Source organism: Exiguobacterium alkaliphilum 12/1 (assembly GCF_000714435.1).
GTDB lineage: Bacteria > Bacillota > Bacilli > Exiguobacteriales > Exiguobacteriaceae > Exiguobacterium > Exiguobacterium alkaliphilum.
The window spans coordinates 87,299-99,945 of record NZ_JJMW01000064.1; the positions used below are offsets into that span (position 1 = coordinate 87,299).

Annotated in this window: 13 protein-coding genes; 9 read left to right on the top strand and 4 right to left on the bottom strand. The window is 51.8% G+C overall.

Annotated features, from left to right (window positions below; all coding sequences use genetic code 11):
* The first annotated feature begins 3 nt into the window (after nt 1–3).
* Nucleotides 4–1,077: an ABC transporter ATP-binding protein gene (locus RT52_RS13855; RefSeq protein ID WP_034809605.1), complete on the top strand. Its 1,074-nt coding sequence runs from the start codon at nt 4–6 to the stop codon at nt 1,075–1,077.
* Nucleotides 1,077–2,027: an ABC transporter ATP-binding protein gene (locus RT52_RS13860; protein ID WP_034817999.1), complete on the top strand. Its 951-nt coding sequence runs from the start codon at nt 1,077–1,079 to the stop codon at nt 2,025–2,027. The genes RT52_RS13855 and RT52_RS13860 overlap by 1 nt, the downstream gene beginning before the upstream one ends.
* A 71-nt stretch (nt 2,028–2,098) precedes the next feature.
* Here RT52_RS13860 and RT52_RS13865 read toward each other — a convergent pair whose 3' ends face one another.
* Nucleotides 2,099–2,632 (bottom strand): HD domain-containing protein, encoded by a 534-nt coding sequence (locus tag RT52_RS13865; protein WP_200871125.1) that lies wholly within the window; start codon nt 2,630–2,632, stop codon nt 2,099–2,101.
* A 220-nt stretch (nt 2,633–2,852) separates the two neighbouring features.
* On the opposite strand from RT52_RS13865, the gene RT52_RS16495 reads away from it, so the two are divergent.
* The 4 genes from RT52_RS16495 (at nt 2,853) to RT52_RS13880 (ending at nt 5,707) form a co-directional block, all read left to right on the top strand.
* Nucleotides 2,853–2,990 (top strand): hypothetical protein, encoded by a 138-nt coding sequence (locus RT52_RS16495; protein ID WP_167331259.1) that lies wholly within the window; start codon nt 2,853–2,855, stop codon nt 2,988–2,990.
* 180 nt (nt 2,991–3,170) lie between these two features.
* A complete protein-coding gene (spxA, locus tag RT52_RS13870; RefSeq protein WP_015881217.1) occupies nt 3,171–3,569 on the top strand; it encodes a transcriptional regulator SpxA in 399 nt (132 codons plus the stop codon).
* A 180-nt stretch (nt 3,570–3,749) separates the two neighbouring features.
* Entirely contained in the window at nt 3,750–4,406 is a 657-nt protein-coding gene (gene mecA / locus RT52_RS13875) for an adaptor protein MecA (protein ID WP_034809600.1), read from the top strand.
* Between the two features lie 65 nt (nt 4,407–4,471).
* Nucleotides 4,472–5,707, top strand: coding sequence for a DUF2254 domain-containing protein (locus RT52_RS13880; protein ID WP_034818000.1), 1,236 nt, complete (start codon nt 4,472–4,474; stop codon nt 5,705–5,707).
* A gap of 27 nt (nt 5,708–5,734) precedes the next feature.
* On the opposite strand, the gene RT52_RS13885 is transcribed toward RT52_RS13880, so the two are convergent.
* Nucleotides 5,735–6,457, bottom strand: coding sequence for an SDR family NAD(P)-dependent oxidoreductase (locus RT52_RS13885; protein WP_034818001.1), 723 nt, complete (start codon nt 6,455–6,457; stop codon nt 5,735–5,737).
* An 83-nt stretch (nt 6,458–6,540) separates the two neighbouring features.
* Here RT52_RS13885 and cls point away from each other — a divergent pair, with 83 nt between their 5' ends.
* The 3 genes from cls to pepF are packed head-to-tail and all read left to right on the top strand — an operon-like array spanning nt 6,541 to nt 10,946.
* A complete protein-coding gene (gene cls / locus RT52_RS13890; RefSeq protein ID WP_034818002.1) occupies nt 6,541–8,052 on the top strand; it encodes a cardiolipin synthase in 1,512 nt (503 codons plus the stop codon).
* 12 nt (nt 8,053–8,064) lie between these two features.
* Nucleotides 8,065–9,126 carry a competence protein CoiA gene (locus tag RT52_RS13895; RefSeq protein ID WP_034809593.1) on the top strand — a complete coding sequence of 354 codons (1,062 nt, stop codon included), beginning with the start codon at nt 8,065–8,067 and terminating at the stop codon, nt 9,124–9,126.
* A gap of 17 nt (nt 9,127–9,143) precedes the next feature.
* Nucleotides 9,144–10,946, top strand: a complete 1,803-nt coding sequence (gene pepF / locus RT52_RS13900) for an oligoendopeptidase F (RefSeq protein ID WP_034818003.1) — start codon at nt 9,144–9,146, stop codon at nt 10,944–10,946.
* 216 nt (nt 10,947–11,162) lie between these two features.
* Here pepF and RT52_RS13905 read toward each other — a convergent pair whose 3' ends face one another.
* Together RT52_RS13905 and RT52_RS13910 are read right to left on the bottom strand one after the other, a co-directional pair.
* Complete coding sequence (locus RT52_RS13905) at nt 11,163–11,705, bottom strand: DsbA family protein (protein ID WP_245175555.1); 543 nt, start codon at nt 11,703–11,705, stop codon at nt 11,163–11,165.
* Nucleotides 11,706–12,027: 322 nt separating this feature from the next.
* Entirely contained in the window at nt 12,028–12,609 is a 582-nt protein-coding gene (locus tag RT52_RS13910) for a CYTH domain-containing protein (RefSeq protein WP_034818004.1), read from the bottom strand.
* Nucleotides 12,610–12,647: the final 38 nt, after the last annotated feature.

Sequence of the window (12,647 nt, forward strand, 5' to 3'; positions counted from 1 at the left end):
TGCATGGAAACGATTTTATCTGTCCGAGACTTAGCGGTCTCGTTCCATACGTATGCTGGAACGGTTCAAGCCGTTCGCAATGTATCGTTTGATTTGAAAAAAGGCGAGACGCTCGCAATCGTTGGAGAGTCGGGTTCTGGTAAATCCGTCACATCAAAAGCGATTATGCGTCTCATCCCGAACCCGCCAGGTGAGATCACAAACGGAGAGATTTTGTTTGATGGAAAAGACTTGGCGAAACTTTCGGAAAAAGAAATGCTTAAAATTCGTGGTCGCGACATCGCGATGATTTTCCAAGATCCGATGACGTCGCTCAACCCAACGATGACAATTTATAAACAAATCGCTGAAGGTTTGAAGCAACACCAAGGACTCAGAGGAGAAGATGCGAAGAAGCGTGCGCTCGAATTGCTCACACTCGTCGGCATCCCGAACCCTGAAGCTCGTCTCAAACAGTATCCGCACCAATTATCTGGTGGGATGCGTCAGCGGATCGTCATCGCCATCGCGCTAGCCTGTAACCCGAAGGTGTTGATCGCCGATGAGCCGACGACGGCACTTGACGTGACGATTCAAGCCCAAATCCTTGAGTTGTTGAAAGACATTCAACAAAAGACCGGCACAGCGATTATCTTCATCACGCACGACCTCGGTGTCGTCGCGAACATGGCTGACCGTGTTGCCGTCATGTACGCTGGGAAAATCGTGGAAAAAGGGACGGTCGATGAGATCTTCTATGAGCCACGCCACCCGTATGCATGGGGACTGCTCGGCTCGATGCCGCGTCCGACGGATGACCCGAACCAGGCGCTCCCGGCTATCCCGGGTACACCGCCGAACTTGTTGAACCCGCCGAAAGGCGATGCGTTCGCGCCGCGTAACCCTTACGCGATGAAGATTGATTTTGAGAAAGAGCCACCGATGTTCCAAATTAGCGACACGCACTACGCAGCAACCTGGTTGTTGCACCCGCAAGCGCCGCAAGTCACGCCGCCATCGGCAATCATCGATCTCGCGCTCAAATATCGTCCGGATAGCGCGTTCGCGAAATCGATTGGGAAAGGTGGTGCTGAATAATGGAACGTGAAAAATTATTAGAAGTACGGGACTTAAAGCAGCACTTTAAAATCGGACGAGGCCGCGTCGTCAAAGCGGTCGACGGCATCTCGTTTGATATTTATAAAGGTGAGGTACTCGGTCTCGTAGGTGAGTCTGGTTGTGGGAAGTCGACGACTGGACGTACGATTATCGGTCTTTACGATGCGACAGACGGAGACGTAATCTTCAAAGGCGAGAACGTCCACGACAAGAAATCAAAAGCGGAAAAGTTGAAATTCAACCGAGCGATGCAGATGATCTTCCAAGATCCCTACGCCTCGCTCAACCCGCGGATGACGGTCGCGGACATCATCGCCGAAGGGATTGACATCCACGGCCTCGCGAAGACGAAAGAAGACCGGATGAACCGCGTCTACGACCTTCTCGAGACGGTCGGTCTCACAAAAGAACACGCGAGCCGTTACCCGCACGAATTCTCTGGCGGACAACGCCAGCGGATCGGGATTGCCCGCGCGCTCGCCGTTGAGCCAGACTTCATCATCGCCGATGAGCCGATCTCGGCACTCGACGTATCGATTCAAGCTCAGGTCGTCAACTTGATGAAAGAATTGCAACGTGACCGCGATCTCACGTACTTGTTCATCGCTCACGACTTGTCGATGGTCAAGTACATCTCGGACCGCATCGGCGTTATGTATCAAGGTCATATCGTCGAGCTCGCGCCGGCAGATCGACTTTATGAAAACCCGATTCACGCGTATACGAAGTCACTCCTCTCTGCGATCCCGCTTCCGGACCCAGAGCACGAGCGGACGCGTAAACGGATCATTTACGAGTCGAAGTCACTCGGTGCCGTCGGACGTTCGGATGAAGATTCAAGCATCCCACCGCTCCGCGAAGTCGAGCCAGGACATTTTGTCTCGTTGACAGATGCAGAATACGAAGCGTATAAAGCGCAATTCGTATAATCGATTCACCCTGAACTTCACGGTTCAGGGTGTTTTTTGCGCAAAAAACACCGCCGGAACGTTCCGGGGTGTCAGGCGTTTGAGATGCGCGGTAAGTTCGAGAGCCGGTCGACGACTGAATCGATGGCGCGGACGCGGCTGAGCGCATCTTCGATTTCCATCGTCTCATAGTGATGCAATCCGCCTGGCTGTTCGACGAACGTATCGGCGTCATGCACGAGCTGCTGAAGCGGCGTACGCTGAATGCGGCTCGGTGGTAAATACGAATCGGTGTGAAGTAAAATCATGACCGAGATTTCTTTGGCTCGGGCAGGGTTCTCGCCGAGTCGAATCAACAGCTTATGGGCGCGTTCCGCCCCTTTAATGGCATGGATGTCGTTTTGACGATACAAATCATAATTCCACTTGCCTTCTGTATACCACTCGTAGTGACCGATATCGTGAAGTAGGGCGGCCTTCGTCGCCAAATCCGTGTCAAGCCCTCGTCGCGTCGCCAATTCGAGAGCGCGCTCACAGACGTCGACCGCGTGTTTTAAGCCTGATCGCGTCAAATATTTTTGGGTGACGGGGTGCTGCATAATCGTTTCTAACGTGATTCTCATGATCGCTCTCCTCCTTGGTGATTTCAAAGGTTATTTCTATTAACTATACGGGAATTGAAAAGGAAAAGCAAATTTGTAACGTGTGAAATATAAATTTAATTGGAGAATGTGCAACATTATTCATGTAGATATGCTATAATTTAAGTGTAGATTTAGTGCGATTTCAAGATTTTTAGATTCGGTAATGGTCGGTTTTTCCTTATGGCGATGGGGGTGAGAGACCATGAAAGAGCGTGACAAAGTGTTGCAACAAAAGAAAAAGTTATTGAAAGAAGTATTGAAGAAAAAATTGAAAGACTTGCAAGTGAAGCCTGGCAAAGAAACGGTGTCACAACCGGTTTCTCGGATACCGGCTTCCTAGAACGTCGATCAAGGTCGCATCTTTCTCACAGATGCGTCCTCTTTTCTTACCTCAATGAGAAAGAATATCATTGATGTTTGAATAAATAAGAATTATTATAATTAAGTGAACGCATTTTTGGGTATACAGATAGAGTCACTTGAAAAAGATGAACGAACATTTGATCAGGGAGGAACGAACATGGTCACACTTTATACGTCTCCGAGCTGCACATCGTGCCGTAAAGCGCGAGCTTGGCTCGAAGAACATGATATCCCCTTCACGGAACGGAATATATTTTCAGAGCCGCTCTCACTTAACGAGATTAAACAAATTTTACGTATGACAGAAGACGGGACCGATGAAATCATTTCGACCCGCTCAAAAGTTTTCTCTAAAATTGACGTATCGGTCGACGCGCTCTCACTCCAGCAACTTTACGATTTGATTCAAGAGTATCCAGGGCTGTTACGCCGTCCGATTTTGATTGATGAAAAACGTTTACAAGTCGGGTACAACGAAGATGAGATTCGTCGCTTCTTGCCGCGCAAGGTCCGGACGTTCCAACTTCAAGAAGCCCAACGGCTTGTCAACGAATGAGGAAGCATACTGTCTAAGCAGTGTGCTTTTTATTATCCCGTTTTTCCGATAAAATAGTGGTAACAACCCCATCATCATAAGATTGACACATTGAAAAGAGGGTACTATTATTACAAGACAATTTCCCCTCTCCTCCTTGACGTACGAAGTAGGAGTGAGGTGAGAAGGGAGTGGACAATCGTGAAAATTGAGCGCATCAATGACAACACCGTCAAATTTTTCATCACCTATGTCGATATCGAGAAACGCGGTTTCGCCCGGGATGAAATCTGGTACAACCGTGAACGTGGTGAGCAGCTGTTCTGGCAAATGATGGACGAGGCGCACGAACGGGAAGATATCTCGTTTGATGGTCCACTATGGATACAAGTACAAGCTTTTGAGAAAGGTCTCGAAGTGACCGTCACAATCGCGAAGAATGTGATTGATGCCGAAGATGATTCGGAACTCGGTTCGCTCCTTCGCTCAGCCATTGACGAAGCCCGGGATCAACAATCTGTCCTCGACCAATTGAGTGAACTCGATGAACTTGACGCTGAGACGGAGGCGTGGGCTCCACTCGCGATGGAAACGAATGATTTCGAATCGATGATTGCCCTCAGTAAACGAGTCGGCGATACACTTCATAACGTAACGTTGAAACTTTTCCATTACGATAACCGCTATTACTTGTGGATCGATTTCCCGGATGAAATGGAACCAGAAGAAGAAGAGAATGCCTTGAGTCTACTCGCGGAGTACTTGTCGTTCAGTACGCAAACACTCGCGATGCTAGAAGAGTACGGCAAACTTATCCTCGATGGCGACGTCTTCGGAAAAATACGCCACTACTTTTAAACTGAAATCGCCTGTTCTTGCGGACAGGCGATTTTTTTAGCATACATATTAGATGAGGTGACGAGATGCTCAAACGAATACAGTTGATGTTAGCAGACAGCGCTTGGTTCATCCCGTTCTTGTACGGGTTCGGCGGCGTCGTGTTGACGTTTTTGACGCAATATTTTGGAGGGTTCTTCCGTGAGATTTTGCCGGAAGTGCTATATTTGGAGAAAGATTCAGCGGCGACCGTATTGTCCTCATCCTTCACGAGCCTGATGACGATGATGACGTTCAGTTTCTCGACGATTCTCGTCGTCCTCACGACGTATTCGTCACAGTTCTCGCCACGGACGGTGAACAACTTCTTAACGAACGCTGCGGCGAAACATACGCTCGGCTTATTCATCCTGACGACCGTGTACGGCATCACGAACTTGTTTTTGATTCGGACGGCAGATGATGACGCTGTGCTCGCCTCAGGTGTGAGCGTCCTCCTCGTCGTCGGGTCGATTTGGGCGTTCGTCAAATTTATTCAAACGATTAGCGTCTCCATTCAAGCCGAACGCCTCTTGTCGGCGCTACACCGGGAAGCACTCTCCGTCATCAAAAGTCAACAAGACGCGCTCGAAAAAGACGAAGTCCAAATCGTGCCGAAGCGCCCGGTCCATCCGTTCGAAGGGCATGCGGTGTATGCACCGCGTACCGGCTATGTCCAACTGTTCGCAAGCGAGAAACAAGAGTCGGATTCCTGTCATTTTGAATCGGTCGTGGCCGTCGGAGACTTCGTCGCCAAAGGGGACTTACTCGGTTATTGGAGTGAGGAGGTCGACGCGGACATCGAACCGTTTCAAATCGGGGAAGTGCGGTCGTCGATTCAAGACCCGGCCTTCGCGATCGAGAAGCTGAGCGAGATTGCGCTAAAAGGAATTTCCCCGGGAATCAACGACCCGAACACGGCCATCCATGCCATCCATTACATCGGCGACATCTTACGGGAACTGAGTCGGATGCCTGAAGGCGACTTTCTGTTCTCGAACCGCTCATCGGATTGGCACGTCAAACGGAAAAGCCTTGAGACGACAATGTTCGAGGCGTTCGCCCCGATTAAAACGTATGCAAGCCATGATATATTCGTCATCGGCTCGGTATTTGAAGCAATCCGGATCGCCCGGCTCGAGGCGCATCCGTCCTCGTTCGAGGCATACGAGGGCATCCTAGGCTACTTTGAGGACGTCATTGATTGGGACGACTTGCAAGAACGAGAACGCGCCTTTTTAGAGAACAAATTGATGCAGGCGAAAAAGGTAAAGACAGCATAAAAGCGACCCGTGTGGTCGCTTTTCCATTTAAGATAGGCTATAGCCGCCGTCAATCGTGATCGCTTGGCCGTTCACGTAGCTCGACAAGTCGGACAATAAGAACGTGACGACCGGCGCGACTTCCTCGGGCTTGGCTGCGTTCCCCCGGAAATGATGCGACATCGCCTCGTGGAACTTCGCCTCGCCGCCATATAGCTTATGGCTGAGCGGTGTGTCGACGGGGCCGAAGCAGACGGCATTGAAGCGGACTTTTCCTTTCATGCGATGGGCGAACGTCTTCGTCAAGGCGATGAGTGCCGCTTTCGATGCGGCGTATGGCCCGAGCATCGGCGGAAATTTGACGTGCCCGACGATTGCCGCGTTATTGACGACGCTCGCCCCGTTCGTTAGCAACGGAACAGCCAGTTGGATGAGCCGGTTCGCCGCGAGCAGATTCAACTCGAACACGTCGTCGAACGCTGACGAGGGCAGACGTTCCGGTGTCCCCGGCCGTCCGAACGTGGCGGCATTATTGAATAGTCCGTCTAACGTGACGTCCATCGCTTTCAGTCGGTCCATCACCGCCTCGAGCTCTTCGTCTTTTGAAAGGTCGCACTTTATGAACGTGATGCGCGGCGAGGCGGCCTCGATGTCCGCACCGCGTCCCTCGTCTCGTCCGATGCCGTAAACGTCGTGCCCTTCCTCAGCTAACCGTAGCGTGACGGCCCGACCGATGCCGCTCGTTGCCCCTGTGATGAGAAATGTACCCATAATTGATTCGCTCCCCTCTAAAAGATGTCGTTACGTTGTATAATTAATGATAATACATGACAGAAACGGGGTCAGGTTATAATATGTTGCGACGCATACAAGTTCTTTTATCCCTCATTTTGCTCGCAGGGCTCATTGCCGTATTATCGTATTACTGGAGCTCACAAGTCATCGGCCTATTCTCGATTCTCGTCTTCTTGACGACGTTCAGCATCTTGCTCGTCATTTTGCTCGAAAACCGAAATCCGCAACGGACGCTCATCTGGGCAATCGTGATGATCGGGTTTCCCGTCGTCGGCTTGTTCGCTTATTTCGTCTTCGGCCAAAACTATCGCCGCAAGCGCATGTTCAAAGAGAAGGCGATGCTCGATGAAGAGACGTACCTCGCTTACCGGCAAAAGGCGATGACGCACTCGCCATCGCTCATGTTCCCGCATGACGACTATGAGAAGCTCATGCATTTGACGTCATCTTTAAACCAATTGCCGGTTTCGTCGAATACGTATACGCAAATCTTGACGAACGGGCAAGAGAAGTTCTCGAAGCTGTTGCCGGCGTTGCGTGGGGCGACACGGCATATCCATCTGGAGTATTATATTTTCCGGGAAGATCGTATTTCTCGGGAAATCCAACGCATCTTGATGGATAAGGCGCGCGCCGGGGTCGAGGTGCGGTTCTTATATGACGCCGTCGGCTCGATTCATACGAGCGGGGCCTTCTTTGATGAGTTGCGTCAGGCCGGCGTTCAGGTCAAAGCGTTCTTCCCCGTCGTCTTGCCGCTCGTCTCGAGCAAGACGAATTACCGGAACCACCGAAAGATTGTCGTCATCGATGGCACAGAAGCGTTCACAGGCGGTCTGAACGTCGGCGACGAATATCTGGGGGAGCATACGAAGTTCGGCTTTTGGCGGGACACCCACCTATACGTCAGGGGGGAAGGGGTGTCGGAGCTTCAGCTCATCTTTCTCCAAGACTGGTATTATATGACGGGTGAGCGACTGTTCACACCGTTTTATCTCGAGCCGCTCGAGACGGTCCGGAGTGCAAGCGGGGGGGTTCAAATCGTGGCGAGCGGACCGGATGAGCCATATGAGACGATGAAGTCGATCTACTTCGCGTTGATTAACGCGGCGAAGAAGTCGGTTTATATCTCATCCCCGTACCTCATCCCGGACGAGGATATCATGAGCGCGCTCAAGACGGCCTCGCTATCAGGGGTCGATGTCCGAATCGTCTTGCCGAGTTATCCTGACCATAAGATCGTCTTTTACGCGAGCCGCTCCTATTACGAGGAGTTGCTCAGCGCCGGCGTCAAAATTTATTTATACGAGGAAGGGTTCATGCATTCGAAAGTCATCGTCGTCGATGACGGGCTCGCGACGATTGGGACGGCGAACATGGACTTCCGCAGCTTCCATTTGAACTTCGAAGTGAACGCGCTCCTCTACAACACGAACTCGGTGCATCAACTGAAACAAGACTTATACAAAGACTTTGAAGGCTCACACGAATTGGATTTGGCCGTGTTCTCGGAACGTCCATTTCTCATCAAGTTAGTCGAGTCGTTGGCTCGAATGTTCTCACCACTATTATGAGGGGGAAACGTCATGCGATTTGCGATCGGTCGGACAGGGGACTATGTCGATACCCGTTCATTGAACCGGAAGCAACTTGAGACGTTTGCCCCTTTTTCGTGCCCGGATTGCCAAGGCCCGGTCCTGTTGAAGCAAGGAACAAAGCGACGGTTGCACTTCGCTCACCGGCATGCGTGCGGGCGCGGGGAGTCGACGGGGCATCAACGGGACAAATGGGACGTCCGGCAATGGTTGCAACGGCGCGGCTATCACGTCGACCAAGAAGTTTTGCTCGACGGACGTCGGGCCGACCTCGTCGCGTCAAAGGGTGGGTCGTCGATCGTCATCGAGATTCAAGCCTCACCGCTCGATGTGGAGACGTACCACGAACGGACCGCCCACTATGAGGCGCTAGGCCATCCGGTCGTCTGGTTGTCGAGCGGAGTCCGTCCTGACCCAATCCCTCGATTTACCCCGTGGATGCGTGCCGAGCTGGCGAGATGTCACGCCTTGTTCATTCCTGTCGATGGTTCGCTTTATCGCTTTGTCGGTTTTCCGACTTCACTCCGATATGGACAAGGCCGTTGGGTGAAAGTCGACGATTTGACAGTGTCACCGTTTGAACCGTTCTTTCGCTTCGACGCCCACGCGTGGGGCCAGCTCGTGCGCCGTCGTCGCATGACCCCGCCTTATCCGACGAAAGACTATCGCCGTCTCATATTGAATCGCTTGTACCCGCTCGGCGTGTTGCCGTCGCTGTTGCCGACGATGTGCTATTTGCCGATGCCAGTGTTTTGGGGCGTGCACATCCATCCGCTCGACTTTCAAGTCGTGCTGTACTTGAATCGCCGGATGCATCCGGCAGATTCAATCTCATGGAGTGTCGTGAAGACGTGTCGCCAGTTCGGGGTGACCCCGACGAGCGACTTTGTCCAAGCTTTTGAAGTACAATGGAAACAGCTCTTGAACGTATTTGACGTGCCATGCGAGGTGCGGCTCTGGACGGTCCCGAAGACGCTCGAGGACGCCCTTCAGTATGACCGTCGAATGTTTCAAGGGTTTCAGCGATTCATGGCGAAATCGTATATAACCTAAGAAAAGGAAGTGGACATATGTCAGACGTACTTACACGACAACAAGTTCCGGTCGAGGAGACATGGAGCCTAGAGTCAATCTATGCCGATGACCAAGCCTGGGAAGCCGATTTCGAGGCGCTCAAAGGAAACGTGCCGAACTTGATGGCATACAAAGGAAAGCTTGGTGAGGACGCGGAGACGCTATTCGCCGCGCTCAGCTTACGTGACGACTTATCACGCCAGCTTCATAAGCTCTATACATACGCGCACATGCGCTACGATGAGGACACGGCGAACAGCCATTATCAGGCGTTGAACGACCGCGCCGGATCACTCGCTGCCCAAGTGTCGGCCCAACTCGCTTTCATGACACCGGAGTTGCTCGCGATCGACGAGAGCCGTATCGAATCGTTCATGGCGCAACACGAAAAGCTGACGGTTTATCGTCACGCCTTCGACGAGTTGGCGCAAGAGCGGCCGCACGTGTTAACGGAAGCTGAAGAGTCGCTCCTCGCCCAGGCAGGCGACGTGCTCGGGCAATCGAGTTCTACGTTTGGGATGTTGAACAACGCCGATCTCAAGTTCCCGAAAGTGAAGAACGAAAAAGGGGAAGACGTCGAACTGACGCACGGCCGCTATATCACGTTCCTCGAGTCGAGCAACCGCGACGTCCGGGAGACGGCGTTCAAAGCGATGTACGGGACGTACAAACAATATTTGAACACGTTCGCCTCGACGCTTTCAGGCAGCGTGAAAAAAGATAACTTCTACGCGACGGTCCGCAAGTTTGAAAGTGCCCGTCAGGCGGCCTTGCATCACAATGCGATCCCGGAGACGGTGTATGACGGACTCGTCGAGGCCGTGAACGAGCGGCTTGACTTGCTCCATCGCTACGTCGCACTGCGAAAACGTGCCCTCGGCGTAGATGAACTTCATATGTATGACTTGTATACACCGCTCGTTCAAGACGTCGAGATGACCATCTCGTATGAAGAAGCGAAGCAATTGATGGTCGACGGGTTGGCCCCACTCGGCGACGAGTACGTCCAAATCGTCAAAGACGGTCTTGATTCGCGTTGGGTCGATGTCCGTGAGACGCGTGGGAAGCGAAGTGGTGCCTACTCTTCTGGAGCGTACGACACACAGCCGTTCATCTTGATGAACTGGCAAGACAACGTCAACAACTTGTTCACGCTCGCCCATGAGTTCGGCCACTCGGTCCATAGCCACTATACGCGGGCGTCACAACCGTATCCGTATGGCGACTATTCGATTTTCGTCGCGGAAGTCGCGTCGACGACGAACGAGGCACTGTTGAACGATCATTTGTTGAAGACACGGACGGATAAGGCGGAGCGGCTCTATCTTCTGAACAACCAGCTCGAGACGTTCCGCGGGACGTTGTTCCGGCAGACGATGTTCGCCGAGTTCGAACATTTGATTCACCGTGCGGCCCAAGACGGCGTCTCGCTCACACCTGAATACTTGAACGAGACGTATTTGGAGCTGAACAAGCGGTACTTCGGAGAAGACATCGTCATCGATGAAGAAATCGCTTACGAATGGGCCCGTATCCCGCACTTCTATTACAACTATTACGTCTATCAGTATGCGACGGGCATCTCGGCGTCGGCCGCTTTGTCACAACAGATCATGGAAGAAGGGGAGCCGGCCGTCCGCCGTTACATCGATCGCTTCCTGAAAGCAGGGTCGAGTGACTATCCGATTGAAGTATTGAAAGCAGCAGGCGTTGACATGACGACGAAAGCTCCGGTTCTCGCCGCGCTCGACCAGTTCGAAGCCGTCCTCGATGAGATGGAGTCGCTCCTGTTCGCATAATCGTCACGACGCGTGAACATTATGTGACATCATGCACAAACAGCTTGTCAACCGAAAGGATGCTCGGTATATTATAAGTGTGAAATCAATCACAAACCCCTTTATTGACCGTAAACTTTCTCCCATCTCGATGCCTTCCCCAGGTGTCGAGTCCGATGTCTCTTGTCCCCGCTTGAGACGTCAAAAGCCCACGGCTCCCCGGCCGTGGGCTTTTTGTTATCCTTGTTTTTTTGTCGCCCATGCTTCACCGCTACACCCTGGTACGGGGCGGCAACGCTGTTGGAGCGACAGTTTTTTCAGTTCTCGTTCGATGATTGGCTTGTCTAGCTCCAGAATGAACGCGAGCTCGGTGATTGTTGACGCGTCGTAGTGGCTGAGCACTTTCTCGACCGTCCAGTCCGTCTCTCGGTTCGGCACGTAGCCGAGCAGCTCGGCCATGACTGCCTGATAGACGTCGTACGGATAGACGCCTTCAATCTTGAGCGCTTCGTCGCGTGTGACGAACGTCAAGGCCGGTAACGACTCAATCTCCCAATCTTTCAAAATTTGATGATCGACGGCGAGTGCGCTGAGCAATTGGTTGGACTGGATATCCGCTGCCAACTCGTCGAGGTCGAGCCCGTACCCGGTGAACGACCGTGCAATCTCCCAAAGTTCCGTCTCATTCGCTTCGTTATTCAAAAAGATGTCGTTAATATGCAGATGACGTAAAAACCGCATCGCATGACGCTTCCCTTGCAATTCCATAGCCTTAATCATCGTGAGAAGGCGAACCTCTTCTTGACATCCGCCAACACAACTTGGAACTGTCGAGACCATCCGAAAACGAATCATATGTCCGTATTCGAGCTCGAGCTTTTTAATGAGTGTCATCACATGAAGACCGTCCGGGTCCGATATGTCCACGAAATAGAATAACTCTAATGGTTTATATGTGACTTGAATAGGAGTTTCTTCCAGTGAACAGGATGACTCATTACATTGTTCTAGTTCCATTGTGTCGCCTCCTCTCGTAAACAAAAATCAAATATATCGTATGCTCATTGTAGCAACGAAAAAAAAAGGTTGGCAACGTATCTGCTCAACCTTCACTCCGGCTCATTTTTTCTTCCATGAATCGGACGATTTTATTTTTTGCTGGACGAAGCGGGATGTCGTGTCCGGCCAACAGCCGTTCAAAAGCGATGCGGCCCGCTGTCTCGTCGGTCACTTCAAATTCTATTTCATAATCCCGTTTCTCCAAATAATGACTTTCGTCAAGGACGAGCAGGCCATCTGGCGTCTCTTTTTCAGCCCGGCGCGTCTCGAGGCGACCGAGATGTTCGAGCGGTCCGGTCAAGTCAAACGAGGCGAGCGCGGCAAGCATTTGCTCATCGCGGATGATACCGTATTTGAACAAGTTCTCGGCTTCCTCTTCGGTGATGACCGCATGTGTCTCGAGCAGGCCGACATTGTGTGGTTGCTTCAACGTCAACACTTGTCCTTTTTTCGTTTCGCGGATCCGTAGCGCCGCGCCGTGTTTCTTAAGCTCAAACGTTGCCGTGTCGAAGTAGTCGTTCGCTTGCCACTTGATGTGATCGGCGAGACGGTACTCGCTGAGAAGCGTCTCATATTCTTCTTTCGTCAGCATCGATTTAAATTCAATTTCCACTTCTTGGGTCATAAGTTGTCGCTCCATTCTATGAACAATTGTTGGTTTAT